Annotated in this window: 25 protein-coding genes; 14 read left to right on the top strand and 11 right to left on the bottom strand. The window is 62.1% G+C overall.

Annotated elements, in window-relative coordinates:
* Window positions 1–252 precede the first annotated feature (252 nt).
* Window positions 253–2,550, top strand: a complete 2,298-nt coding sequence (locus tag ACIOAU_RS08185) for a YgiQ family radical SAM protein (protein ID WP_101315973.1) — start codon at window positions 253–255, stop codon at window positions 2,548–2,550.
* A 146-nt stretch (window positions 2,551–2,696) separates the two neighbouring features.
* Here the strand turns inward: ACIOAU_RS08185 and ACIOAU_RS08180 are convergent, their stop codons facing one another.
* Window positions 2,697–3,284: a TIGR00730 family Rossman fold protein gene (locus ACIOAU_RS08180; RefSeq protein ID WP_150571559.1), complete on the bottom strand. Its 588-nt coding sequence runs from the start codon at window positions 3,282–3,284 to the stop codon at window positions 2,697–2,699.
* Window positions 3,285–3,630: 346 nt separating this feature from the next.
* Between ACIOAU_RS08180 and azu the strand changes: the two genes are divergently transcribed.
* On the top strand, window positions 3,631–4,080 hold the full coding sequence (gene azu, locus ACIOAU_RS08175) for an azurin (protein ID WP_103435862.1): 450 nt from the start codon (window positions 3,631–3,633) through the stop codon (window positions 4,078–4,080).
* 65 nt (window positions 4,081–4,145) lie between these two features.
* Here azu and nadE read toward each other — a convergent pair whose 3' ends face one another.
* Together nadE and pncB are read right to left on the bottom strand one after the other, a co-directional pair.
* Window positions 4,146–4,973 (bottom strand): ammonia-dependent NAD(+) synthetase, encoded by an 828-nt coding sequence (gene nadE / locus ACIOAU_RS08170; RefSeq protein ID WP_150572870.1) that lies wholly within the window; start codon window positions 4,971–4,973, stop codon window positions 4,146–4,148.
* A 3-nt stretch (window positions 4,974–4,976) separates the two neighbouring features.
* Window positions 4,977–6,182: a nicotinate phosphoribosyltransferase gene (pncB, locus tag ACIOAU_RS08165; protein WP_101315981.1), complete on the bottom strand. Its 1,206-nt coding sequence runs from the start codon at window positions 6,180–6,182 to the stop codon at window positions 4,977–4,979.
* A gap of 663 nt (window positions 6,183–6,845) precedes the next feature.
* On the opposite strand from pncB, the gene ACIOAU_RS08160 reads away from it, so the two are divergent.
* From ACIOAU_RS08160 to ACIOAU_RS08135, 6 genes are all read left to right on the top strand, one after another.
* The gene (locus ACIOAU_RS08160) at window positions 6,846–7,982 is read left to right on the top strand and encodes a branched-chain amino acid ABC transporter substrate-binding protein (protein WP_101315983.1); all 1,137 of its coding nucleotides are present in this window, start codon (window positions 6,846–6,848) and stop codon (window positions 7,980–7,982) included.
* Between the two features lie 154 nt (window positions 7,983–8,136).
* Entirely contained in the window at window positions 8,137–9,051 is a 915-nt protein-coding gene (locus tag ACIOAU_RS08155) for an ABC transporter permease subunit (protein ID WP_101315985.1), read from the top strand.
* Window positions 9,052–9,053: 2 nt separating this feature from the next.
* Window positions 9,054–10,343 (top strand): high-affinity branched-chain amino acid ABC transporter permease LivM, encoded by a 1,290-nt coding sequence (gene livM / locus ACIOAU_RS08150; protein ID WP_101315987.1) that lies wholly within the window; start codon window positions 9,054–9,056, stop codon window positions 10,341–10,343.
* Window positions 10,340–11,215, top strand: a complete 876-nt coding sequence (locus ACIOAU_RS08145) for an ATP-binding cassette domain-containing protein (protein WP_101315989.1) — start codon at window positions 10,340–10,342, stop codon at window positions 11,213–11,215. Before livM ends, ACIOAU_RS08145 begins: the two co-directional genes overlap by 4 nt.
* Complete coding sequence (locus ACIOAU_RS08140; RefSeq protein ID WP_103435867.1) at window positions 11,212–11,928, top strand: ABC transporter ATP-binding protein; 717 nt, start codon at window positions 11,212–11,214, stop codon at window positions 11,926–11,928. Before ACIOAU_RS08145 ends, ACIOAU_RS08140 begins: the two co-directional genes overlap by 4 nt.
* A 710-nt stretch (window positions 11,929–12,638) precedes the next feature.
* Window positions 12,639–13,406 carry an SDR family oxidoreductase gene (locus ACIOAU_RS08135; protein ID WP_103435868.1) on the top strand — a complete coding sequence of 256 codons (768 nt, stop codon included), beginning with the start codon at window positions 12,639–12,641 and terminating at the stop codon, window positions 13,404–13,406.
* 48 nt (window positions 13,407–13,454) lie between these two features.
* Here the strand turns inward: ACIOAU_RS08135 and ACIOAU_RS08130 are convergent, their stop codons facing one another.
* The 3 genes from ACIOAU_RS08130 to ACIOAU_RS08120 form a co-directional block, all read right to left on the bottom strand.
* On the bottom strand, window positions 13,455–14,564 hold the full coding sequence (locus ACIOAU_RS08130) for an AGE family epimerase/isomerase (RefSeq protein WP_401181258.1): 1,110 nt from the start codon (window positions 14,562–14,564) through the stop codon (window positions 13,455–13,457).
* A 58-nt stretch (window positions 14,565–14,622) separates the two neighbouring features.
* Window positions 14,623–15,255 carry an HTH-type transcriptional repressor FabR gene (gene fabR, locus ACIOAU_RS08125; protein WP_101315997.1) on the bottom strand — a complete coding sequence of 211 codons (633 nt, stop codon included), beginning with the start codon at window positions 15,253–15,255 and terminating at the stop codon, window positions 14,623–14,625.
* Window positions 15,256–15,378: 123 nt separating this feature from the next.
* Window positions 15,379–15,744, bottom strand: a complete 366-nt coding sequence (locus ACIOAU_RS08120) for a hypothetical protein (RefSeq protein ID WP_220632997.1) — start codon at window positions 15,742–15,744, stop codon at window positions 15,379–15,381.
* Between the two features lie 328 nt (window positions 15,745–16,072).
* On the opposite strand from ACIOAU_RS08120, the gene ACIOAU_RS08115 reads away from it, so the two are divergent.
* The gene (locus ACIOAU_RS08115; RefSeq protein WP_259074363.1) at window positions 16,073–18,136 is read left to right on the top strand and encodes an AsmA family protein; all 2,064 of its coding nucleotides are present in this window, start codon (window positions 16,073–16,075) and stop codon (window positions 18,134–18,136) included.
* 60 nt (window positions 18,137–18,196) lie between these two features.
* On the opposite strand, the gene ACIOAU_RS08110 is transcribed toward ACIOAU_RS08115, so the two are convergent.
* Complete coding sequence (locus ACIOAU_RS08110) at window positions 18,197–18,727, bottom strand: bacterioferritin (protein WP_101316002.1); 531 nt, start codon at window positions 18,725–18,727, stop codon at window positions 18,197–18,199.
* A 43-nt stretch (window positions 18,728–18,770) separates the two neighbouring features.
* Window positions 18,771–19,112: an osmotically-inducible lipoprotein OsmE gene (gene osmE, locus ACIOAU_RS08105; protein WP_150572865.1), complete on the bottom strand. Its 342-nt coding sequence runs from the start codon at window positions 19,110–19,112 to the stop codon at window positions 18,771–18,773.
* A gap of 123 nt (window positions 19,113–19,235) precedes the next feature.
* On the opposite strand from osmE, the gene ACIOAU_RS08100 reads away from it, so the two are divergent.
* The 3 genes from ACIOAU_RS08100 to ACIOAU_RS08090 all read left to right on the top strand — a co-directional run bounded on the left by ACIOAU_RS08100 (window position 19,236) and on the right by ACIOAU_RS08090 (window position 21,556).
* The gene (locus tag ACIOAU_RS08100; RefSeq protein WP_101316006.1) at window positions 19,236–20,126 is read left to right on the top strand and encodes a triacylglycerol lipase; all 891 of its coding nucleotides are present in this window, start codon (window positions 19,236–19,238) and stop codon (window positions 20,124–20,126) included.
* A gap of 78 nt (window positions 20,127–20,204) precedes the next feature.
* Window positions 20,205–20,477 carry a PsiF family protein gene (locus ACIOAU_RS08095; RefSeq protein ID WP_101316008.1) on the top strand — a complete coding sequence of 91 codons (273 nt, stop codon included), beginning with the start codon at window positions 20,205–20,207 and terminating at the stop codon, window positions 20,475–20,477.
* Between the two features lie 71 nt (window positions 20,478–20,548).
* Window positions 20,549–21,556 (top strand): AI-2E family transporter, encoded by a 1,008-nt coding sequence (locus tag ACIOAU_RS08090; protein ID WP_101316010.1) that lies wholly within the window; start codon window positions 20,549–20,551, stop codon window positions 21,554–21,556.
* A 51-nt stretch (window positions 21,557–21,607) separates the two neighbouring features.
* On the opposite strand, the gene ACIOAU_RS08085 is transcribed toward ACIOAU_RS08090, so the two are convergent.
* A complete protein-coding gene (locus ACIOAU_RS08085; protein ID WP_312388292.1) occupies window positions 21,608–22,879 on the bottom strand; it encodes an Hsp70 family protein in 1,272 nt (423 codons plus the stop codon).
* Between the two features lie 164 nt (window positions 22,880–23,043).
* Between ACIOAU_RS08085 and cbpA the strand changes: the two genes are divergently transcribed.
* Both cbpA and ACIOAU_RS08075 read left to right on the top strand, forming a co-directional pair.
* Entirely contained in the window at window positions 23,044–24,006 is a 963-nt protein-coding gene (gene cbpA / locus ACIOAU_RS08080) for a curved DNA-binding protein (protein ID WP_150571346.1), read from the top strand.
* 2 nt (window positions 24,007–24,008) lie between these two features.
* On the top strand, window positions 24,009–24,314 hold the full coding sequence (locus tag ACIOAU_RS08075; RefSeq protein ID WP_150571347.1) for a chaperone modulator CbpM: 306 nt from the start codon (window positions 24,009–24,011) through the stop codon (window positions 24,312–24,314).
* A 144-nt stretch (window positions 24,315–24,458) separates the two neighbouring features.
* Here the strand turns inward: ACIOAU_RS08075 and ACIOAU_RS08070 are convergent, their stop codons facing one another.
* Window positions 24,459–24,968 (bottom strand): GNAT family N-acetyltransferase, encoded by a 510-nt coding sequence (locus ACIOAU_RS08070; RefSeq protein ID WP_150572861.1) that lies wholly within the window; start codon window positions 24,966–24,968, stop codon window positions 24,459–24,461.
* Between the two features lie 31 nt (window positions 24,969–24,999).
* A complete protein-coding gene (urtE, locus tag ACIOAU_RS08065; RefSeq protein ID WP_401181248.1) occupies window positions 25,000–25,698 on the bottom strand; it encodes an urea ABC transporter ATP-binding subunit UrtE in 699 nt (232 codons plus the stop codon).
* Between the last annotated feature and the right edge of the window lie 19 nt (window positions 25,699–25,717).

Genomic DNA, 25,717 nt, shown 5'->3' with positions numbered 1-25,717 from the left:
GCCTACCCCCCAGTGAGGGTCTCCAACACTGTCAGAATTTATAGTAAGGCCCGCTCGCTTCAGGCGTGCCCCATGCCGTTTACTGAGGTCAGCTTGGCGTTTAGAGGATTGCGATGATTCTGAAGGGTCGCTGATGCGGCCGTGCGCCCAATGCCTTCAGGCAAAATCCGACCATTACCGTCGGATGTGATCAAAATTTGTGCTATATTCCGCGCCCGCGATTTCCCTGCACACCAAGAACCGGTCACTGACATGCACGCAGCCAAACCACTTTACGACTATCCCAAGTACTGGGCCGAATGCTTCGGGCCAGCGCCTTTCCTGCCGATGAGCAGGGAGGAGATGGATCAGCTCGGCTGGGATTCCTGCGACATCATCATCGTGACCGGTGATGCCTACGTCGACCATCCGTCGTTTGGCATGGCCATCATCGGCCGCCTGCTCGAAGCCCAGGGCTTCCGGGTCGGCATCATTGCCCAGCCGAACTGGCAGTCCAAAGACGACTTCATGAAGCTTGGCGAGCCGAACCTGTTCTTCGGCGTCGCGGCCGGCAACATGGACTCGATGATCAACCGCTACACCGCTGACAAGAAGATGCGCTCCGACGATGCCTACACCCCTGGTGGTCTGGCCGGCAAGCGCCCTGACCGTGCCAGCCTGGTGTACAGCCAGCGCTGCAAGGAAGCCTACAAGCATGTGCCGATCGTGCTCGGCGGCATCGAGGCTTCGCTGCGCCGCATCGCCCACTACGATTACTGGCAGGACAAGGTCCGCCATTCGATCCTGATCGACGCCTGCGCCGACATCCTCCTGTTCGGCAACGCCGAGCGTGCGGTAGTTGAAGTCGCGCAGCGCCTGTCCAACGGCGAAACCATCGAGCAGATCACTGACGTGCGCGGCACCGCCTTCGTACGCCGCGACACCCCGGCGGGCTGGTTCGAAATCGACTCGACGCGCATCGACCGTCCGGGCAAGGTCGACAAGATCATCAACCCGTACGTGAATACTCAAGACACCCAGGCCTGCGCCATCGAGCAAGCCAAGGGCGAGGTCGAAGATCCGAACGAAGCCAAGGTGGTGCAGATCCTCGACAGCCCGGGCATGACCCGCGACAAGACCGTGCTGCGTCTGCCCTCGTTCGAGAAGGTCCGCAATGACCCGGTGCTGTACGCCCATGCCAACCGCGTTCTGCACCTTGAAACCAATCCGGGTAACGCCCGTGCGCTGGTGCAGAAGCACGGCGACGTCGACGTCTGGTTCAACCAGCCGCCGATTCCGATGACCACTGAAGAAATGGACTACGTGTTCGGCATGCCGTATGCCCGTGTGCCGCACCCGGCCTACGGTAAGGAGCGCATCCCGGCTTACGAGATGATTCGCTTCTCGGTGAACATCATGCGTGGTTGCTTTGGCGGCTGCACCTTCTGCTCGATCACCGAGCATGAAGGCCGCATCATCCAGAACCGCTCGCACGAGTCGATCCTCAACGAGATCGAGGAGATGCGCGACAAGGTGCCGGGCTTCACCGGCGTGGTCTCCGACCTTGGCGGGCCGACCGCCAACATGTACCGCATCGCCTGCAAAAGCACCGAGATCGAGAAGCACTGCCGCAAGCCGTCGTGCGTGTTCCCGGGCATCTGCGAGAACCTCAACACTGACCATACTTCGCTGATCGAGCTGTACCGCAAGGCCCGTGCCTTGCCGGGGGTGAAGAAGATCCTGATCGCTTCGGGCCTGCGCTACGACCTCGCGGTCGAGTCGCCGGAGTACGTCAAGGAATTGGTCACCCACCACGTCGGCGGTTACCTGAAGATTGCCCCGGAGCACACCGAGCGTGGCCCGCTGGACAAGATGATGAAGCCGGGTATCGGCAGCTACGATCGCTTCAAGCGCATGTTCGAGAAGTACTCGAAAGAAGCGGGCAAAGAGCAGTACCTGATCCCGTACTTCATCGCCGCGCACCCGGGCACCACCGACGAGGACATGATGAACCTCGCCCTGTGGCTCAAGGGCAACGGCTTCCGTGCCGACCAGGTGCAAGCGTTCTACCCGTCGCCAATGGCCTCGGCCACGGCGATGTACCACTCGGGCAAGAACCCGCTGCGCAAGGTCACCTACAAGAGCGAAGGCGTCGAGATCGTCAAGAGCGACGAGCAGCGTCGGCTGCACAAGGCATTCCTGCGCTACCACGATCCGAAAGGCTGGCCGATGCTGCGTGAAGCACTGGAGCGCATGGGCCGCGCCGACCTGATCGGCCCGGGCAAGCACCAGTTGATCCCGCTGCATCAGCCGCAGACCGACGGCTACCAGAGTGCACGGCGCAAGAACTCCACGCCGAGCGGCAGCCACAAGGTCGGCAAGGAACAGAAGATCCTTACTCAGCACTCCGGGTTGCCACCGCGCGCCAGTGACGGCAGCAAGCCGTGGGACAAGCGTGAGAAGGCCAAGGCTGAGGCGTTTGCGCGTAACCAGCAGGCGGCCAAGGAGCGTAAGGAAGCGGCCAAGGGCGGCGGCAAGAAGAAGCCGCGTCAGCCAGCGGTTCCGCGTTGATCTGAAGGTTGATGGGGCCGCTTTGCGGCCCTTTCGCGACGCAAGGCCGCTCCCACATGGTCAGCGCCGCCTTCGAGGCGTGCACCGGATCTGTGGGAGCGGCCTTGTGTCGCGAAAGGCCCGCGCAAGCGGGCCCAGATGCACGGTCAGTCAGGTGCGCGATCGACCCACTTGGGCACCACCGGCGCGACGAATTCATCCATCCCGTCCAGCAGCGCATCCGCCTGCTGCCCGAGCAACAGCATCGCCCGGTGCTGCGGCCGCACAAAACCTTCTTCGACAATATGGTCGAGGAACCCGCCCAGCTTGGTATAGAAGCCGTTTACATCGAGCAGTCCCAGCGGCTTGGCGTGGTAGCCCAGTTGCCCCCAGGTCCACACCTCGAACAACTCCTCAAGCGTCCCCAAGCCACCCGGCAGGGCAATAAAGGCATCGCTGAGTTCGGCCATACGGGCTTTGCGTGCGTGCATGCCGTCGACCACTTCCAAGCGGGTCAGCCCACTGTGGCCGACTTCGGCGTCGACCAGGCTCTGCGGGATGATCCCGACCACCTCACCGCCGGCCGCCATCGCCGCGTCGGCAACCACGCCCATCAGGCCGACCGCGCCGCCGCCGTAGACCAGGCGTAGGCCACGCCGGGCAATCGCTTCGCCGAGGGCAACGGCCGCTGCGCGGTAGGCGGGGTTGGCGCCGATACTGGCGCCGCAGAACACACAAACGGAACGTACAGGCATTGCTTCTCTCCCTTTACAGACGTCCAAGGGTAAAGCGCATGCCTGTCGCTTCCAAGATCGGATTTATTCGGGACGGGAAAACTCGCAGGCCGCGCCAGTGGTGCCATGGGCGTAAGCGGCGAGCAGGCTATTCATCAAGCTACCAAGGGACATGTCGTTTGCTCCTAAATGAGAGGTTGTCCCATCGTCGGTTATGCAGGCATGATGTGCACTTAGATTGGTTGTATACAATCCATAGAACAAATTTACTGGCTGCCAGCCGAACACTGCCTTGATGCATATCAGGCACGCTCGTTCCGCTTTCAGGCAGACTCGCAATTGATAAACCCTGCCAAGGAGATTCACGATGTTTGCGAAAGCTGTAGCGGTATCCCTGCTGACCCTCGCCAGCGCTTCTGTGTTTGCAGCCGAGTGCGCGGTGACCATTGATTCGACTGACCAGATGTCCTACAACAGCAAAGAATTCACCGTCGACAAGAGCTGCAAAGAATTCACCGTGACCCTGACTCACTCCGGCAACCTGCCGAAGAACGTCATGGGCCATAACCTGGTGGTCAGCAAGACTGCCGACATGCAGGCCATTGCCACCGAAGGCATGACCCAAGGCATCGACAAGGGTTACCTGAAGGAAGACAACGCCAATATCATCGCTCACACCGCGATGATCGGTGCGCCAGAGAAAGAAACCAAGGTCACCTTCGACACTTCCAAGCTGGAAGCTGGCGGCGACTACAGCTTCTTCTGCACCTTCCCAGGCCACATCTCGATGATGAAAGGCAAGGTCGTGGTCAAGTAAGCCACGCCACAAAAAAAGCCCGGCCGCGATCAACGTCGCGGTCGGGCTTTTTTTATCGCCGCCGATTACGGCGCGAACGGCAGCTCGCGCTTGTGCTGAGTCTTGCGGTAGGTGCTGACGATGATATCGAAAGCATGCTGGTCGACAGGCTCACCGTGCAGGAAGGCATCGATCTGCTGGTAAGTGATGCCGTGCGCTGCTTCATCTGGCTTGCCTGGCTCAAGGTCTTCGAGGTCCGCGGTCGGTACTTTCTCGACCAGTGACTCAGGCGCACCAAAGGCACGAGCAATGGCACGTACCTGGTTCTTCACCAGGCCGCTGAGCGGCGCCAGATCACAGGCGCCGTCGCCGAACTTGGTGAAGAAGCCCATTACCGCCTCGGCCGCATGGTCGGTGCCGATCACCAGGCCGCCACGGGCGCCAGCGACGCTGTACTGGGCCACCATGCGCATGCGCGCCTTGATGTTGCCGACCACGAAATCGACCATGGCCGGTGCGCCGTCCTGCAGCACATCGACCTTGCTCTTGAGCCCAAGTACGGCGGGAGCGATGTCGATGGTGTGCACTTCATCGGCCTTGATCACATCCAGGCAAGCCTGCGCGTCGTGTTCGTCGTGCTGCACGTTGTACGGCAGACGCACGGCGATGAAGCGATAGCCGTCGTCGCCGCTGCTGGCGCGCAGTTCGTTGACGGCGCGCTGGGCGAGCAGGGCGGCGGTCAGCGAGTCGACCCCGCCACTGATGCCCAGCACCAGGGTCTTGAGCCGGGCGTTGGCCAGGCAGTCCTTGATGAAGGCCACACGCCGGGCAATTTCGGCTTCGAGCGCGGCGGCATCGGCGAATGGCGGCTGCACCTTGAGCTGCTGCGCGATCTCTTGCTGAACGGCTTGCATGGGTTACTCCTTGTGGGCAACTTTGAATACGTGACGCAGGTAGGCGACGAAGTTTTCATCGCGGCACTGTGTCTTGGCGGCCTCGTCGGAAATCTTCGCTACCGGCGAGCCATTGCAGTCGGTCATTTTAAGCACGATGCTCATCGGCGCTACTCCCGGCAGGTCGCAGGTGAGGTTGGTGCCGATGCCGAAGCTGACATTGATGCGACCACGCAGGGCACGGAATATCTGCAACGAACGCGGCAGGTCGAGACCGTCGGAGAACACCAGGGTCTTGGTCATCGGATCGATGCCCAGTTGCTGGTAATGGGCGATAGCCTTTTCCGCCCAGGCCACCGGCTCGCCGGAGTCGTGGCGCAGGCCGTCGAACAGCTTGGCAAAGTACAGATCGAAATCATTGAGGAAGGCATCCATGGTGATGCAATCGGTCAAGGCGATGCCGAGCAGGCCGCGGTACTCGCGGACCCAGCAGTCGAGCGCGGCGATCTGGCTGTCGATCAGGCGCGGGCCGAGTTGCTGATGGGCCATCAGCCATTCATGGGCCATGGTGCCCAATGGTCTGATATCCAGTTTCCATGCCAGATCGACATTGCTGGTGCCGACGAAGCGCCCCGGGAAGTCATCGCGCAGGACCCGCACGACTTCTTCCTGGACGCGGCTGGAGAAGCGCCGCCGGGTGCCGAAGTCGGCTACCTGCAGTTCGGCCAGTTCGTCCTCGCTGGCGTTGGCCCTGAGCCAGTCGAACTTGCGGTAGAGCTGATCGCGGGCAGCCGCCAGCTGCATGTGCGGGTGCAGGTGACGGTTGCGCACCTCGCTGATCAGCGCCAGCAGCGGCACCTCGAAGAGGATCACATGCAGCCACGGGCCTTTTAGACGCAAGCACAGCTGATCGTCTTCGATGCCCAGATGGACATAGCGCAGGTTGAAGCGGAACAGGCGCAAAAAGCGCAGAAAGTCTGGCTTGAGAAAGCTGATGCGCTCAAGAAACGCCAGCTGGCCGTCGTCCAGGGTCAGCTCGCTGAGCAGCTCGATCTGGCGGCGAATCTCGCCCAGATAAGGGCGCAGGTCTTCGCCGTTGCGGCAGCGAAACTCCCACTCGACATCAGCATCGGGATAGTTGTGCAGCACCGCCTGCATCATCGTCAGCTTGTAAAAATCGGTGTCGAGCAGGTTGTGCACGATGCGCTCAGAGAATGCGCTCTCGCTCATTGAAAGCTCCAGGTCGGCGGCGCTCGCTGAAACGGCGCAAGCGCGCGGGAATGGCGATCATTGTGCCAGCCTTTGCGCTTCACAGGGCACTCACAGTTGACCGCATTACCTTTACCTCGCGCGGAGCCTCTGTAGGAGCGGCCTTGTGTCGCGAAAGGGTCGCGTAGCGGCCCCAGCATTTGTGCTGCACCGCAAAATCGCCGGGCCCGCTGCGCGCGCCTTTCGCGACACAAGGCCGCTCCTACACCTGACCGTGTCGCGGCTGCTGCGGGCAGGCTTCGCGCAGCCCTGCAACGGGGCTGTAACTGCCAAAACCCGGACGTTTTCGCGCGCAGCGACTAGCCTTGAAACAGTGCCCCCGTAGCAGTCACGCACCAGCGGTGTGCACTTCGGTGACGTCGACAGTTACCGGCAGGTTGCACGTTGACACTGGTGCTGGTTGCAATGATGGCACTGCTCGGTTGCGCCTATATTGGAGGAATGGTGGCGCCCGCTTCGTTGTAGACGGTTGCACGCTCAATGAACGATGCCCGGCGCCGGCCTCCAGACGGCCAGCCAGGCGTGTTTGCTCGAAATGCAAAGTCAGTGGCACGGCGCTTGCTCTGATCAGCAAGCAGAACGTTGTAGTGCCAACCAAAAAAAAGACTCTAGGAGCACCACCTCATGTCGCAGACGTTTTACAAGAAAGGCTTCCTGGCTCTGGCCGTGGCAACGGCACTGGGTGTTTCTTCGTATGTTCAGGCCGACATCAAGATCGGCGTCGCGGGGCCAATGACCGGGGCCAACGCAGCGTTTGGCGAGCAGTACATGAAAGGTGCGCAGGCTGCGGCCGACGCGATCAACAAGGCCGGTGGGGTCAACGGCGAGCAGATCAAACTGGTAGCCGGCGATGACGCCTGCGAACCGAAACAGGCCGTAGCGGTAGCCAACAAGCTGGTCGACCAGGAGAAAGTGGTTGGCGTGGTCGGGCACTTCTGCTCGTCCAACACCATCCCAGCCTCCGAGGTGTACGACGAGGCCGGCATCATCGCGATTACCCCAGGCTCGACCAACCCGCAGGTCACCGAGCGGGGCCTGTCGGCCATGTTCCGCATGTGCGGGCGTGACGACCAGCAAGGCATCGTTGCCGGCGACTACATCGTTGATGTGCTCAAGGGCAAGAAGGTCGTGGTGCTGCACGACAAGGACACCTATGGCCAAGGCCTGGCCGATGCGACCAAGGCGCAGCTGGAAAAACGCGGCGTCAAACCGGTGCTGTATGAAGGCCTGACCCGCGGCGAGAAAGACTTCAGCGCGGTGGTCACCAAGATCCGTGGCGCCGGCGCCGATGTCGTCTACTTCGGCGGCCTGCACCCGGAAGCCGGTCCGCTGGTACGTCAGCTGCGTGAAGCTGGCCTGAAAGACGTCAAGTTCATGTCCGATGACGGTATCGTCACCGACGAACTGGTCACCACCGCAGGCGGCGCGCAATACGTCGACGGCGTGTACATGACCTTCGGCGCCGACCCGCGTCTGCTGCCAGACAGCAAGGCGGTAGTGGATCAGTTCCGCAAGAACGGCACCGAGCCTGAAGGCTACACCCTGTATGCCTACGCCTCGGTACAGGCCCTGGCTGCTGCATTCAATGGCGCCAAGTCGAACAAGGGCGAAGACGCCGCCAAGTGGCTCAAGGCCAACCCGGTGCAGACCGTCATGGGCGAGAAGACCTGGGACGCCAAGGGTGACCTGAAGATCTCCGACTACGTGGTCTACCAGTGGGATAAAGACGGCAAGTACCACCAGCTGGAAAAACAAAAATAACAACGGCGCAAGGCCCGGGCACAGACCCGGGCCGACGCCCAGGCGGTATCTGTCTTTATCCGTAGATCTGCACCTGTGCTGCACCACGCGGGCCGCCTGACGGCAGCCCCGCTGTGGCCAGCGCAGGGGCGATCTCACTCAGCGAGATTGCGTTATGGATGGTATTTTCCTGCAGCAACTGGTCAACGGCCTGACCCTCGGGTCGGTCTACGGCCTGATCGCCATCGGCTACACAATGGTCTATGGCATCATCGGCATGATCAACTTCGCGCACGGCGAGGTGTATATGATTTCCGCCTACCTGGCGGCAATCAGCCTGGCATTGCTGGCTTATTTCGGTGTCGAATCCTTCCCGCTGCTGATGCTCGGCACGCTGCTGTTCACCGTGGTGGTGACCGGTGTGTACGGCTTCACCATCGAACGTATCGCGTACAAACCCCTGCGTAACTCCACCCGCCTGGCGCCGCTGATCAGCGCTATCGGCATCTCGCTGATCCTGCAGAACTATGCGCAGATCAGCCAGGGCGCTCGCCAGCAAGGCGTGCCGACCCTGCTCGAAGGCGCGCTGCGGGTCGAGGTTGGTAGCGGCTTCGTGCAACTGACCTACACCAAGATCTTCATTCTGATTGCTGCCTTTGCCGGCATGGCCCTGCTCACCTATGTGATCAAGTACACCAAACTTGGGCGGATGTGCCGCGCCACCCAGCAAGACCGCAAGATGGCCTCGATTCTGGGTATCAACACCGACCGAGTGATCTCCTACGTATTCGTCATCGGTGCGGTCATGGCCGCCCTGGCTGGCGTGTTGATCACCATGAACTACGGCACCTTCGACTTCTATGCCGGCTTCATCATCGGCATCAAGGCGTTCACCGCCGCGGTGCTCGGCGGCATCGGTTCGCTGCCTGGAGCCATGTTGGGCGGGATCATCCTGGGCATCTCCGAATCACTCTTCGCCGGCCTGATCAACTCCGACTACAAGGACGTGTTCAGTTTCTCGCTGCTGGTGTTGATCCTTATCTTCCGGCCACAAGGCCTGTTGGGCCGCCCGCTCGTGGCTAAGGTGTGAACATGTCTGCTGCCAATTCTGCTTCTTCCGGTTTTGATATCAAACGCAGCCTGATCGAGACCATCGTCGCCGGCCTGCTTGCCCTGATCGTGTTCGGCCCGGTGGTCGGCGTGGTGCTCGATGGCTATACCTTCAACGCCGAGCCCGCCCGTGTGGCCTGGCTGGTCGGCGCGGTGATGGTCGGGCGCTTCGTGCTCAGCCTGTTCTTCCAGAGCGGCACCGGCCAGCGCATGCTGCAGGGCTTCGACAGTGGTGGCTCGGGCGTGCATGTGCTGGCGCCGGACTACAAGTCGCGGCTGCGCTACATCATTCCGGCGCTGATCGTGATCGCCATCGTGTTCCCGATCTTCGCCAACAAGTACCTGCTGACGGTGGTGATTCTCGGCCTGATCTACGTGTTGCTGGGCCTTGGCCTGAACATCGTAGTCGGCCTGGCCGGCTTGCTCGACCTTGGCTACGTGGCGTTCTATGCCATCGGCGCCTACGGCCTGGCGCTTGGTTACCAGTACCTCGGCCTGGGCTTCTGGACGGTGTTGCCGCTGGCCGCCATTGCAGCGGCACTGGCCGGCTGCATATTGGGCTTTCCGGTATTGCGCATGCACGGCGACTACCTGGCGATCGTGACCCTGGGCTTTGGCGAGATCATCCGCCTGGTGCTGAACAACTGGCTGTCCTTCACCGGCGGGCCGAACGGTATGCCGGCGCCATCACCGACCTTCTTCGGCCTGGAGTTTGGCCGCCGGGCCAAGGACGGCGGGGTGCCGTTCCATGAGTTCTTTGGTCTGGACTACAACCCCAACGTGAAATTCCTGTTCATCTACATCGTGCTGTTCCTGGTCGTGCTGGCGGTGCTGTACATCAAACATCGGCTGACCCGGATGCCGGTTGGCCGCGCCTGGGAAGCGCTGCGCGAAGACGAGATCGCCTGCCGCTCGATGGGGCTTAACCACGTGCTGGTGAAACTCTCGGCATTCACCCTGGGCGCTTCTACCGCGGGCCTGGCGGGGGTGTTCTTTGCCACTTACCAAGGCTTCGTCAACCCGTCCTCGTTCACCTTCTTCGAGTCGGCGTTGATCCTCGCCATCGTGGTGCTGGGCGGCATGGGCTCGACCGTTGGCGTGGTGATTGCGGCGTTCGTGTTGACCGTGGCACCCGAGCTGCTGCGCAGCTTCTCGGAATACCGCGTGCTGCTGTTCGGGGTACTGATGGTGCTGATGATGATCTGGCGACCGCGTGGGCTGATCCGGATCAGCCGCACCGGGGTAGTCCCGCGTAAAGGAGTGGCGCCATGAGCGACGAAGTCATTCTCTCGGTCGAACACCTGATGATGCAGTTTGGCGGCATCAAGGCATTGAGCGACGTCAGCCTGCAGGTCAGGCGCAACCAGATCTTTGCCTTGATCGGCCCCAACGGCGCCGGCAAGACCACCGTGTTCAACTGCCTGACCGGCTTTTACAAGGCCAGCGGCGGGCGCATCCAGCTCAACCTGCGCGGAAACCAGACCGACGTGATCCAGTTGCTGGGCGAGCGCTTCCAGCCCAGCGACTTCGTGTCGCCGGCGCGTTTTGCCAGTCGCGTGTACTACAAGATGTTCGGCGGCACCCACCTGGTCAACCGCGCCGGGCTGGCGCGGACCTTCCAGAACATTCGCCTGTTCAAGGAAATGTCCGTGGTGGAGAACCTGCTGGTGGCGCAGCACATGTGGGTCAACCGCAATCTGCTCGCCGGCGTGCTCAACACCAAGAGCTACCGCAAAGCTGAAAGCGATGCGCTGGACCACGCTTTCTACTGGCTCGAAGTGGTCGACCTGGTCGACTGTGCCAACCGCCTGGCTGGCGAATTATCGTACGGCCAGCAGCGCCGCCTGGAGATCGCCCGGGCCATGTGTACCCGGCCCAAGATCATCTGTCTGGACGAACCGGCCGCCGGCCTCAACCCGCAGGAAACCGAAGCACTGAGCCGGATGATCCGCGTGCTGCGCGACGAGCACGACATCACCGTCGTGCTGATCGAGCATGACATGGGCATGGTCATGAGCATCTCCGACCATATCGTCGTGCTCGACCACGGTACGGTGATCGCGCAAGGCGCGCCGCAGGAAATTCGCCACAACCCGACGGTGATCGCCGCCTACCTGGGTGCAGATGAAGAGGAACTGGTATGAGTGCACCCATTCTCGAGCTGAAGGAGCTGGACGTGTTCTACGGGCCGATCCAGGCCCTGAAAAAGGTCTCGATGCACATCAACGAGGGCGAGACGGTCAGCCTGATCGGCGCCAACGGTGCCGGCAAGTCGACGTTGCTGATGTCGATCTTTGGCCAGCCACGGGCAGCATCCGGGCAAATCCTTTATCGCGGCACCGACATCACCCGCAAATCGCCGCACTTCATCGCTTCCAACGGCATTGCCCAATCGCCGGAAGGGCGCCGGGTGTTCCCCGACATGACCGTCGAGGAGAACCTGATGATGGGCACCATCCCCATCGGCGACAAGCACGCCAGCGAAGACATGCAGCGTATGTACGAGCTGTTTCCGCGGCTCAAGGAGCGCCGCAGCCAGCGGGCCATGACCATGTCTGGCGGCGAGCAGCAGATGCTGGCAATCGCCCGCGCGCTGATGAGCCGGCCCAAACTGCTGCTGCTCGATGAGCCATCGTTGGGCCTGGCGCCGATAGTGGTCAAGCAGATCTTTGCCACCCTGCGCGAGCTGGCCCAGAGCGGCATGACCATCTTTCTGGTGGAGCAGAACGCCAACCATGCCTTGAAGCTGTCGGACCGCGCCTATGTGATGGTCAACGGCGAGATCCGCATGACCGGCACCGGCCAGGAGCTGTTGGTCAACGAGGATGTGCGCAACGCCTATCTTGGCGGCCATTGATGGTCAGGGGCCGCCATGCGGCCCCTTCTTTCAGCAAATGTGGACAACTTGTCGCACACCATTGATTTCGCTTCTTCGAATCCCTCGCCAAGCCCTTGTTTGCATAGGTAGAAACTTGTCCACGGATCGTGTGGAACTGCCTGTGGACAACATGGTGGCACTCTGTTGCAGCCCTTTGTAATCAAGGCTTGTAGAGGTTTGATCATATTTTGATCAATGCCCTTTGGATACCTGTAACGGCGCCCTGATTAGCCCTGCAGCGGATGGGTTTCGCGCCTGATCAGTCTGTGGATAACTCTGTGCAAAAGCCTTGGACAGACTGCTGCAAGTGGCAGCTAGCATGGCTTTGCTCGACTTAACCTTTATAGGGTGCACGCTGACCCTGTAGGAGCGGCCTTGTGTCGCGAAAGGGCTGCGTAGCGGCCCCACGATTTAGGCAACGCCGCAGAACTGCTGGGGCCGCTACGCGACCCTTTCGCGACACAAGGCCGCTCCTACAGAGACCGCGTCTAAGCTGGTTGCAAGTTGCCCCCAATCGGTGGGGAAAGCCCTGTGGATAACATGCGCATAGCCTGCACCGGGCCTTATACGGCAAGGCTTTGCGCAATGTGTACGTTTTTTGACCAGTCGCTTAAACGGCTTGCTGGCTGGGCCGGCCACGGGCATGCTTCAAGGCCTGCCGACGACACCCCATTGCGAAGGAGAACAGCATGACGTCTACCGTATTCATCACGGGCGCCACTTCCGGTTTCGGCGAGGCCACCGCCCGCCTTTTTGCTGACGCAGGCTGGAAGCTGGTCCTGACCGGCCGACGTAAAGAACGCCTGGATGCGCTGTGCGCCGAGTTGTCGGCCAAGACCGACGTGCATGGCATCGTGGTCGACGTGCGCGACCGCGCGGCAATGGAGCAGGCCATCGCCAACCTGCCGCCGGCGTTCGACAAGCTGCGCGGGCTGGTCAACAACGCAGGCCTGGCACTGGGTGCAGACCCTGCGCAGAAGTGCGACCTGGACGACTGGGACACCATGGTCGATACCAACATCAAGGGCCTGATGTACACCACTCGCCTGCTCCTGCCGCGGCTGATCGCTCATGGTCGTGGCGCGTCGATCCTCAACGTGGGTTCGGTGGCGGGTAACTATCCATACCCTGGCAGCCACGTCTATGGCGGCACCAAGGCGTTTGTCGGTCAGTTCTCGCTGAGCTTGCGCTGCGACCTGCGTGGCACTGGCGTGCGGGTCAGCAACATCGAGCCAGGCCTGTGCGAAAGCGAGTTTTCGCTGGTGCGCTTCGGTGGCGATCAGTCCAAGTACGATGCAACCTACGCTGGCGCCGAAGCGATCCAGCCGCAGGACATCGCCGAGACCATCTTCTGGATTCTCAACCAGCCGGCGCACATCAACATCAACAGCCTTGAGTTGATGCCGGTGAGTCAGGATTGGGCTGGGTTCTCGATCGATCGCTCGCCCAAAGGCTGAGCGCAGCAACGGGGCCGGCCTGCGGCCCCTTGGTGCGACGCGTAACCGTCAGGCCAGCGCGTCCAGCCCTTGCAGGCAGGTCGCCAGGTGATAGGGCGTGGTCGACGGCATGTCGTGCCGGCTGACCGCGCCGGTGGCGTCCAGGCATTCGCGCCAGCCGCCTGCATGCAGGAACTTGTCCTCCAGCGAGCGTAGCTGTTGCAACAGCTGCTGCTCACTGCCCGGGCGCAATGCCAACGCGCGCAGGTATTCTGCCTTGGCCCAGATACGCTGGGTTGGGTCGAGCACCTTGCCATTGATATCCAGGCTGGCGAGTACCGCCGCATCGATCACGCCATGGCGCTCGGCGTAGTCAAAGCCACGGGCGATCGACCCATGCAGCGCGCTGCTGTTGAGCAGCGGCGATGTTTCGAGCAGGTAGAACCACTCGAACTGATGACCAGGTTCGAACCAGTTATCCACAGCGCCGCGCGGTTTTTCCAGCATCAGACCGTGCTCGGGCTCGATGAAGTGCGTTTGCAGCGCCTCACACAGTTGCAGCAACGCTTGCTGCACGTCCTGATCGTCGCGTACTGCGAGGGTTTGCAGGAAGGCCTCGGCCAGGTGCATCTGCGGGTTTTGCAGCGATCCGCTGCCCAGGTCGGCCCAGTCTTCGCCCAGGTTTGCTTCATACAGGCCATCGTCGCGCGCGAAGCGTTCGGCTACCACTTCCAGCGCTGCGTTCAGTGTGGCTTCGACCAGCCCCTCCTGCACCTTGCCCCAGTAATGCGCGCAGGCGAACACGATGAACGCATGGGTGTACAGGTCCTTGCGCCGGTCCAGCGGCTTGCCGGCGGCGTCTACGCTGTAGAACCAGCCGCCGTGCTCGGCATCGTGGAAGTGGCGCTGCAGCGAACGGAACAATGCTGCGGCGCGCTCGGCGGCGCCGGCTTGCTCGATACGGCTGCTGAACAGGTACAACTGACGCGCGACGGCCATCGCCCGGTAGCGCTGCACGGGCAGTGGCTGGTGCTGTTCATCGAGGGCTTCGAAGGGCAGGGCCAGTTCGTCGTTCCAGCCTGGGCCTTGCCACAGTGGCACGATGCGTTCAGCGAAGTGCTGACGGAAACGCGCCAGGCGGGTGCTCAGCTCGGGCAGGGTAGGGCGGGGGTCGGACATGGCAACGCTCGTCGCAATCGGGCAGGGCGCCATGATAGCAGCTAGCGGCCAGGCGCCGTCAGCCAGGGGTGCTCAAACCCTGCCAGTGGCGTGCACCGACAAAGATGAAACGCAGCTGCTGGGTGATCTTCTCCTGCGCGCTGAGCGGCTGGGCGGTGTGCGGGTCCGGGCTGTCGATCAGCTCGGGCAAGGTGGCGAACACGGTCTTGACCACCAGGTCGGCCATCACTTCCAAGGCTGCCGCATCAAGGTGCTTCCAGCGCGGCATCAGGCCGAGGTCAGTGGCAAGGTCGGAACTGATGTGCTGGCGCAGGCGAGCGATTGCCTGGCGCACCGGCTGCGAGCCGCCGTATTGCTCGCGGGCGAGAAACAGGAACTGAGTGCGGTGCGCGGCGACCATGTCGAGAAATATGCGTACCGAGGCATCGGTGATGCCACCCATTTCAAATTCGTTTTGCCGCACCAGGCGGATCGCGTGGCGGAAGGTCGCGTCGACTTCTTCGACCAGGGCCAGCCCGAGCGCGTCCATGTCGGGGAAGTGCCGATAGAAACCGGTGGGCACGATGCCGGCGGTCTTGGCCACTTCACGCAGGCTGATGCTGCCAAAGCCACGGCCGCTCTCCATCAACTGGCAGGCAGCGTCCAGCAAGGCTTGACGGGTCTGGAGCTTCTGTTCGGCGCGAGGCAGCATGGGGCAGGCTTCTGTGGCTGTACGACGGGGTTATTCTGGATAAAAAAACAAAGCCCGGTCAATGGACCGGGCTTGGAGGGTAGCAGGCGCAATATCGAGGATCGACCTTTTCTGCCATGGCAATCAGCTCACACGGCTGAGTTCAAGCAGACGATCCGAGCCACCTTCGGCTACTCGGCCACTGCGCTCGATCAGACGGTCCGAGCCACCTTCGGCAACACGGCCACTGCGCTCGATCAGGCGGTCCGAGCCACCTTCAGCGACGCGGCCACTGCGTTCGATCAGGCGATCAGAGCCACCTTCGGCGACACGGCCACTGCGTTCGATCAGACGATCCGAGCCACCTTCGGCAAGGGTGTTCAAAGGCTGCACGGCGGCCGCGTCGCTGGAGCGCGACTCGGCGGTCAGGTGCTGCTCCTGACCAGGCAAGGCGAAGGCACTGGTGGCTGCGATGGACAGGGCAAGGCTAAGCAGTAATTGGCGTTTCATGATCAGGGCGCTCCTCTGGAGGGCTGGAAAGTGGGTACGAAGCCAATGCTACCCGCCGCACCGCCAGAGAAAAGTTCATAAGGATAATGGTAACAATCGACAGGATTGATACTGTTGCAGCAGCGGCTCTAGCCCAGGCATTTCGGCTCCGCGCGCATGCCACTGAGCAGCTTGGTAACCAGTCAATCTCACGGCAAAGCTGATGAGGTCGTCAGAAAATTCTTGGCTAGAATGCGCCATGGATTAAACCCAGCGGCTTTTCATCAGTCCCACTTATTAAGTGTCACCGTCGTGGCGCCATGAGCCATGCAGTCAGGAGAATCACGCAATGACGCGCCCCGCCAGAATCATCACCTGGACCCTCGCCACACTGATCACCTTGCTGGCGATCCTGGTGGTGGTGATCGCCACCTTCGACTGGAACCGCGCCAAGCCGCTGCTCAACGAGAAAGTCTCAGCCGCCTTGCAGCGACCGTTCGCCATCAACGGCAACCTCGCCGTCAAATGGCGCACCGAGCCTGAAGAAGGCGGCTGGCGCGCCTGGGTGCCGTGGCCGCACTTCATTGCCGAGGACCTGACCCTGGGCAACCCGGAGTGGCTCAAACAGCCGCAGATGGTCGGCCTGGAGAAGGTCGAATTTCGTCTGTCACCGCTGCCGCTGATCTTTCAGCACATTGTCATCCCGCGCATCAACCTGACCAAACCCAATGCCAGCCTGACCCGCCTGGCCGATGGCCGCGCCAACTGGACGTTCGATTTCGGGCCAAAGGATGAAAACGCCGAACCGTCGAAATGGGTGCTGGATATCGGCGCCATCGGTTTTGATCAGGGCAATGTCAGCTACAACGACCAGATCCTCAAGGCTGACATGAAGGTGCAGATCGACCCGCTGGGCAAGCCAATCCCATTCAGCGAGATCGTCGGCAAGGCCCGTGCCGAGAAGAGCGCCGGCGCCCAGGACTACGCCTTTGGCCTCAAGGCCAGCGGCCGCTACAAGGATCAGCCGGTGTCCGGCACTGGCAAGATCGGTGGCCTGCTGGCGCTGCAGGACGCCAGCCAGCCGTTCCCGTTGCAGGCCGACGTGCGTATTGCCGACACCCATGTGGTGGTCGCCGGCACCCTGACCGACCCGCGTAACCTGGGCGCGCTGGACCTGCGCCTGAAGCTGTCCGGCGCTAGCCTGGGCAACCTCTACCCGCTGACTGGCGTGACCCTGCCGGACACACCTGCGTACTCCACCGACGGCCATCTGCTGGCCAACCTGCACGCTGCCGAGGGTGCGCGGTTCAGCTATGAAGGTTTCAACGGCAAGATCGGCGACAGCGACATTCATGGCGATCTGGCCTTTGTCGCGAGCAAGCCGCGGCCCAAACTGAGCGGCAAGCTGGTCTCCAATCAGCTGCTGTTCAAGGACCTTGCGCCGTTGATCGGCGCTGACTCCAACGCCGAGCAAAAGGCCCGTGGCGGTGCCAGCAAGCAGCCAGGCGACAAAGTGCTGCCGGTCGAAGAGTTTCGGACCGAGCGCTGGCGGGCAATGGATGCCGACGTCAGCTTCAGCGGCAAGCGCATCGTGCACAGCTCCAAGCTGCCGTTCAACGACCTGGCCGTGCACCTGATCCTCGATGACGGCCTGTTGCGCCTGCAGCCGCTGCGCTTTGGCGTAGCCGGGGGCAATCTCGCCGCCAACATCCGCCTGGATGGCCGTAACGTGCCGATGCAGGGCCGGGCCCGGCTGACCGCGCGTGGCTTCAAGCTCAAGGAACTGTTCCCAGGCTTTGCGCCGATGCAGACCAGCTTTGGCCAGCTCAACGGCGATGCCGATATCAGCGGCCGTGGCAATTCGGTTGCGGCGCTGCTCGGCACCGCCAACGGCGACATGCGCATGCTGATCAACGATGGCGCGATCAGCCGTGAGCTGATGGAACTGGCCGGCCTCAACGTCGGTAACTATGTGGTCGGCAAATTATTCGGCGACAAGGATGTGCAGATCAACTGCGCGGCCGCCGATGTCGGCATCAAGGACGGCCTGGCGAGCACGCGCGTGTTTGTCTTCGATACCGAGAACGCGATCATCTATGTCGATGGCACGGTCAACTTCGCCAGTGAACAGCTCGACCTGAAGGTCACCCCGGAGTCCAAGGGCCTGCGCCTGTTCTCGCTGCGCTCGCCGCTGTATGTGCGCGGCAAGTTCGTCAAACCCAGCGCCGGTGTGCAAGCGCTGCCGCTGGCCCTGCGCGGTGCCGGCATGGTTGCCCTGGGCGTTGCAATTGGCCCGGCAGCAGGGCTGCTGGCGCTGATTGCACCGGGTGACGGCGAGCAGAATCAATGCACGCCATTGCTTGAGCAAATGAAAGCCGGCAAGGCGCCGGCTGAGGTCAAGACGAAGAAGTAAGGCAGGTTCGTTATCGGCCTCTGCACCGCAGGTTGCGGGCAGAGGCCAGAGGCTAGCGAATCACAGACCCTTGAGCAGGTCGGCCATGTCGTCGGCGTGCTCTTCTTCCTGGGCCAGGATGTCTTCGAAGATGCGCCGGGTGGTCGGGTCGCTCTCGCCGATGTACTGGATGATCTCGCGGTAGCTGTCGACAGCGATGCGTTCAGCCACCAGGTCTTCCAGCACCATCTCCTTGAGCGAGTTGCCCGCGACGTACTGCGCGTGGGAGTTCTTGCTCAGGTTGTCCGGGTTGAAGTCCGGCTCGCCGCCCAGCTGGACAATACGCTCGGCCAATTTGTCGGCGTGTTCGGCTTCCTGGGTGGCGTGCTCAAGAAACTCGTCAGCTGCTGCTGCCGCCTTGATCCCGCTGGCCATGAAGTAGTGGCGCTTGTAGCGCAGTACGCAGACCAGCTCGGTTGCCAGCGACTCGTTGAGCAGCTGGATGATCTTCTCGCGGTCGGCGCTATAGCCTTCGGTCACGGCGCCGTCTTCAACGTGCTGGCGGGCGCGTTCGCGCAAGGTGTGTTTATCGGTCAGTTCAACGTTGCTCATGCTTATCTCCGAGATATCAGGGTTGTCAGGGCTTCAGGAAGACTCACGCGCCAGTTGCGGCTTTCGTGTCTTCTTCTCGTTGTTTGCAGGTCTTGAAGCCTTTGGCATCGACGTGGCCGGTGGCATCGAAGCGCACGTAGTAGGGCTGTTGATGGCCATCACGGTTGAGGATGTAGTCGTTGCAGGTGCCGCCGTTGGGCAGGTCAATGACCATCGACGGGCTGCCACCGATGGCGATTACCTTCTGCATGGTCATGCCGTTCTCGACCTGCTTGACCAGCGGCTCGTCACGGTAGGTAACGTAGTCCACCGGGTTTTCCGGACGGCTGCCGCAGGCGGCCAGGGTTGCGCTGGCCAGAAGGATTGCCAAAGTCTGTTTGTACATGGTCCCGCTCCTTGCTCAGGGTGTGTGCAGGATTGGAACCGCAGCGCGGCTCAGGAGTTCGATTGTGGCTGTCATCTACCCCGCGTTAGTGTTGGCGCACGGCCAAACCCGAGGAGAACGGCAATGAAACAGGATCTGGCGACGCGATACCCGGTGGTGCTGGTGCCGGGCATGCTCGGTTTTGTCCGGCTGCTGGTTTATCCCTACTGGTTCGGCATCGTGTCGGCGCTGCGCCGCGGCGGTGCCAAGGTCTATCCGGTGCAGGTGTCGCCGCTGCATTCCAGCGAGGTGCGTGGCGAGCAGCTGTTGGCGATCATCGAAGACATCTGCCAGCGCAGCGGCGCCGCCAAGGTCAACCTGATCGGCCACAGCCAGGGCGCACTCAGCGCGCGCTATGCCGCTGCCAAGCGGCCAGACCGGGTTGCCTCGGTGACGTCGGTGGCCGGGCCCAATCACGGCTCGGAGCTGGCCGACCACCTCGAACGCACGGCGCCCGGGCACTCGCTTAAAGGGCGTGTGCTGCGCGTCGTGTTGCACGGCCTGGCGCGGTTGATGGGCTGGCTGGAAACAGGCTGGCGCCGTGAGCGGCTGCCGATCGACGTGCACGCGTCGCATCAGTCGCTGACCTGCGCGGGTGTGGCGCTGTTCAACCAGGCTTATCCACAGGGCCTGCCGCAGGAATGGGGCGGCGAGGGCGCCTATGAGGTCAATGGCGTACGCTACTACTCGTGGTCGGGCACGCTGCAGCCAGGCTTGACCGACCAGGGCCGCAACCGCTTTGACGGCAGCAACCGCTTTTGTCGCCTGTTCGCCCGCAGCTTCGTCCGCGAGAAAGGCCAGTGCGACGGCATGGTCGGGCGCAACAGTTCGCACCTGGGCCAGGTGCTGGGCGATGACCACCCGCTGGATCATCTGGACATCGTCAACCAGTCACTTGGTGCGGTGGGCAAGGGGGCTGAGCCGGTGCGGCTGTTTACCGAGCACGCCGCGCGCTTGAAAGCCGCGGGGCTCTGATGGCGCTGGCACGCGGAAATAGTTGGCTACACTCAGGCTTGGATCCGTGCATTGGGCGCGGAACAAGGAGACCACTCCATGAAGCGACTGCAAGCGCCATTGCTGGTATTGGGCATGTTGATCTGCGCGCAGGGCTTTGCCGCCACCGCCCAGCAGGAAAAGATGAAGAGCTGCAACGCCGACGCCACTGCGCAGACCCTCAAGGGTGATGAGCGCAAGGCATTCATGAGCAAGTGCCTGAAGGTCACCCAGCAGGAGAAAATGACCCGCTGCAACGCCACCGCCACCGAGAAGACCCTCAAGGGTGACGAGCGCAAAGCATTCATGAGTACCTGCCTGAAGAAGAAATGAGCTGTATCTATGTTTGCGCGCCGAAGGCTGGCAGACTGCGATTCTTTTCCGCTGTCTGCCCCTGAGGCTGTATGACTTTCACCCCTCGCCAGGTCACCCTGGCCAGCTGGATCATCGTCTTTGCCGGCCTGTTGCTGGCCCTGCCACTGAAGTTGTTGCCAAGCCTGCTCGCCGGCCTGCTGGTGTTCGAACTGGTCAATATGCTTACCCCGCGGCTACAGCCGATCATTGCCGGGCAGCGCGCGCGCTGGCTGGCGGTGGCGTTGCTGGGCACGCTGGTGGTGATCAGCCTGACGTTGCTGATTGCGGGCGCGTTCAGCTTCTTGCTGCATGAAGCGGAGAACCCTGGCGCCTCGCTGGACAAGTTCATGCTGCTGGTGGAGCAGGCGCGTAGCCAGTTGCCACCGTTCATCGAAGGCTACCTGCCGGCCAGTGCGGCCGAGTTCAAGGTGGCGATTGGCGAATGGCTGAGGAGCCACCTCGGTGAATTGCAGCTGGTTGGCAAGGGCATGGCGCACATGTTCGTCACCCTGCTGATCGGGATGATCCTCGGTGCCATCGTTGCCTTGCAGCGCATCCCCGATATCTCCCGGCGCAAGCCACTGGCAGCGGCGATGTTCGAACGGCTGGCGCTGCTGGTGCAGGCGTTTCGCAATATCGTCTTCGCCCAGATCAAGATCTCGCTGCTCAACACCTTCTTCACCGGGATCTTCCTCGCAGTGGTGCTGCCGCTGTTCGGCGTACACCTGCCGCTGACCAAGACCCTGATCGTGCTGACCTTCCTGCTCGGCCTGCTGCCGGTGATCGGCAACCTGATGTCGAACACGCTGATCACCATTGTCGGCTTGTCGCTGTCGATCTGGGTGGCGTTGGCGGCGTTGGGCTATCTGATCGTGATCCACAAGGTCGAGTACTTCCTCAACGCGCGGATCGTCGGCGGCCAGATCAGGGCCAAGTCGTGGGAGTTGCTGCTGGCGATGCTGGTTTTCGAGGCAGCATTCGGCTTGCCGGGTGTGGTGGCCGGGCCGATCTATTATGCGTATCTGAAGAGTGAGCTGCGCCGCGCCGAGCTGGTGTGAGGGGCAGGCCTGACAGCACGCGCTAACGTGCTGCCAGGCTTGCGCTGAGGCTTACAGCGCGCCGTAACGCTTGCGCGCTTCGATCGCCAGGCCGCTGCCGATGCTGCCGAAGATATTGCCTTCGACGTGGCGGGCATTGGGCAGCATCGCCGCGACGCTGTTGCGCAGCGCCGGGATGCCGCTGGAGCCGCCGGTGAAGAACACCGTGTCGACCTGGCCCTCAGTGACGCCAGCCTTGTTCAGCAATTCGCTGACGCTGCCGCGGACCCGTTGCAGCAGGCCGCCAATGGCGTCTTCGAACAACGCGCGGGTCAGCTCGACGGTCAGTTCCGGTTCGACCCGGCGCATGTCGATCTGGCGGCTGGGCTGGTCGGTCAGCTCGATCTTGCTGGCCTCGATCTCCATCGCCAGCCAGTGCCCGGCACGCTGCTCGATCAGCTTGAACAGACGATCGATGCCCAGCGCGTCTTCGATGTCATAGCGCATGTTGCCCAGCGCCAGCTGTGATTTCTGCGAATACACGGCGTTGATGGTGTGCCAGGTGGCCAGGTTCAAGTGGTAGCTGGTCGGCATCAGCGCACCGCTCTTCATCTTGCTGCCGTAGCCGAACAGCGGCATCACGCCTTGCAGGCTCAACTGCTTGTCGAAGTCGGTACCGCCAATGTGCACACCGCCGGTGGCGAGAATGTCACTCTGGCGCTCGGCCAGATGGTGGCGATCGGGCGACAGGCGAATCAGGGTGAAGTCGGAGGTACCACCGCCGATATCGACGATCAGTACCAGCTCTTCGCGGCTGATGCCGGACTCGTAGTCGAACGCTGCCGCGATCGGCTCGTACTGGAACGACACGTCCTTGAAGCCGATCTTGCGCGCTACGTCGGCGAGGGTGTCTTCGGCTTCCTGGTCGGCCGCCGGGTCATCGTCGACGAAGAATACCGGGCGGCCCAGCACGACTTGCTCGAAGCTGCGGTCGGCGTCAGCTTCGGCGCGTTTTTTCAGCTCGCCGATGAACATCCCGAGCAGGTCCTTGAACGGCAGGGCAGTGCCGAGCACGCTGGTGTCATGCTTGATCAGCTTGGAACCGAGCAGGCTTTTGAGCGAGCGCATCAAGCGCCCTTCGTAGCCTTCGAGGTATTCGTGCAGGGCCAGGCGGCCGTACACCGGGCGACGCTCTTCGATATTGAAGAACACCACCGAGGGCAAGGTGATCTTGCCTTGCTCGAGGGCGATCAGCGACTCGGCACCAGGGCGGTGCCAGCCGACCGTGGAGTTGGAGGTGCCAAAATCGATGCCCAGGGCACGGGCCGGGGATACGTCGGACATGGACAATTTACTTCCGGAGGCAAAACGGCCGCGCAGTTTATGCCCTTTGCCAGCAGAATCAAGACCAGTCGTCTGCTCCACGGCAACCCCAAACCGCCCTTGAAAGGCTATGCTTGGTCCCTATCTTCAGATGCAACACGCAAATTCACACTGGTGATCCATAGATGGACTTCAAAGACTATTACAAGATACTCGGCGTAGAGCCCACCGCGGACGACAAGGCGATCAAGGCCGCGTACCGCAAGCTGGCCCGCAAGTATCACCCCGATGTCAGCAAGGAGCGCGATGCCGAGGACAAGTTCAAAGAGGCCAACGAGGCCTACGAAGTGCTTGGTGACGCGCAGAAACGCGCTGAATTCGACGAGATCCGCAAGTATGGCGGCCAGCACGGCCGGCCGTTCCAGGCCCCGCCCGGCTGGCAGGGTCGCGGCGCTGGCGCGGACAATGGTTTCGAAGGCGGCGACTTCTCCGACTTCTTCAGCTCGATCTTTGGCGCACGTGGCGGCAGCCCGTTCGGACGCGGACAGCAGCAACAGCAACGCAGTGCGGGCAGACGAGGGCAGGACGTGGAACTGGAGCTGGCGGTTTTCCTTGAGGAGACCCTGAACAAAGAGTCCAAGCAGATCAGCTTCCAGATCCCGCAGACCAACGCCGCCGGGCAGCGCACCGGGTTCACCACCAAGACCCTCAACGTCAAGATCCCGGCCGGGGTCACCGACGGCGAGCGCATCCGCCTCAAGGGCCAGGGTGCGCCAGGGGTTGGCGGTGGTGCCAATGGCGACCTGTTCCTGACCATTCGCATGGCGCCGCATCCGCTGTTCGATGTCGAAGGCCATGACCTGATCATCACCGTGCCGCTGGCGCCGTGGGAAGCCGCGCTGGGCACCAAGGTCGCGGTACCGACCCTGACCGGCAAGATCAACCTGACCATCCGCCCCGACAGCCAGAGCGGCCAGCGCCTGCGCGTCAAAGGCATGGGCTTGAGCAACAAGCAGGGCGAGCGCGGTGATCTGTACGCGCAATTGAAGGTGGTCATGCCGACCCAGTCGGACGACACCACCCGTGAACTGTGGGCCAAGCTTGCCGAGAAGGCCGCGTTCAACCCGAGGACTCAATGGAGTAGTTGATCATGAGCAGCACCCTGATCGTTCAACTGGACATGCGCACCCTCTGCCAGGAAGCCAATATCACGGCTGACTGGGTGATCGAAATCGTCGAGCACGGCATTGTTCAACCATCGGGGCGAACGCCGGAAGACTGGCTGTTCGACGACCGCGCGCCGGTAACGCTCAAGCGCGCGGTCAAGCTGCATCAGGAGCTGGAACTGGAGTGGGAAGGCGTGGCGCTGGCGCTGGAGTTGCTGGAAGAAGTGCAGCACCTGCGCAGCGAGAACACCATGCTGCGCCAGCGTTTGGGGCGGTTTACCCAGATGTGATCCGCCGCAGAACTATCGGCTGGCGCGTGGCCTGTAGGAGCGGCCTTGTGTCGCGAAAGGCCCGCAAAGCGGGCCCGGCGATGTCAGCGGCGGAGCTGAAATTTTGGCGCCGCTGCGCGACCCTTTCGCGACACAAGGCCGCTCCTACAGGTGCGCGGGGTTCAGGATCAGCTGCATGAAGGTCAGATCCAGCCAGCGACCAAACTTGATGCCGACCTGCGGCATCTGCCCGGTCACAACGAACCCCAGCCGCTCATGCAACCGCACCGACGCTGCATTGCCGCTCTCGATCGCAGCAACCATCACATGCTTGCCGCAGCCGCGCGCACGCTCGATCAGTGCCGCCATCAGCAACGGCCCCAGGCCCTTGCCGCGTTGATCATCGCGCACATACACCGAATGCTCGACGGTGTGCCGAAAACCCTCGAACGGGCGCCAGTCGCCAAACGATGCATAGCCCAGCACGCCGCTGTCATCGGCTACCACCAGAATCGGATAGCCCTGCTCAGCCCGCGCCGCAAACCAGGCCTGGCGGTTGGCCAGGTCCACCGGGGTCTCGTTCCAGATCGCCGTGGTATTGCGCACGGCATCGTTGTAGATGGCGAGAATGCCCGGCACATCGGCAGCCTGGGCATCGCGAATCGGGTAGCTCATGACAACGTCTCGCAGAAGGATTGCCTGCAGATTAAATGGTTACCAACCCGCGCACACCTTCGGCCTGCATGTTTTCGCCACGGCCTTGCTGGATGATCTCGCCGCGGGCCATCACCAGGTACTGATCGGCCAGCTCCTCGGCAAAATCATAGAACTGCTCGACCAGCAAAATGGCCATGTCGCCGCGGTCGGCCAGCTTGCGGATCACCGCGCCGATTTCCTTGATCACCGACGGCTGGATGCCTTCGGTAGGCTCGTCGAGGATCAGCAAGCGTGGCCGGCTGGCCAGGGCACGACCGATGGCCAGCTGCTGTTGCTGGCCGCCGGACAAGTCACCGCCACGGCGCTGCTTCATCTGCTCGAGCACCGGGAACAGTTCGTAGATAAACGCCGGCACCTCCCGCGCCCCGCGGGCCGGGAAACGTGACAGGCCCATCAGCAGGTTTTCTTCAACGGTCAGCCGGGCAAAGATCTCCCGCCCTTGTGGCACATAAGCGATGCCGGCATGCACCCGCTGCTGCGGCTTGAGCGTGGTGATCGGCTGGTCTTCCCAGTGCACGCTGCCTTCCCGCGCCGGCACCAGCCCCATCAAACAGCGCAGCAAGGTAGTCTTGCCGACCCCATTGCGCCCGAGCAGACAGGTCACTTCACCGATCTTGGCCTCGAATGACAGGCCACGCAGGATATGGCTGCCGCCGTAGTACTGATGCAGGGTATCGATTTTCAGCATGTGCAAATCCTTGAGCGCA

The sequence above is a fragment of the Pseudomonas sp. NPDC088322 genome, from assembly GCF_044740745.1.
Lineage (GTDB): Bacteria > Pseudomonadota > Gammaproteobacteria > Pseudomonadales > Pseudomonadaceae > Aquipseudomonas > Aquipseudomonas shirazensis.
This window is presented reverse-complemented; position numbering and strand designations above follow the sequence as displayed.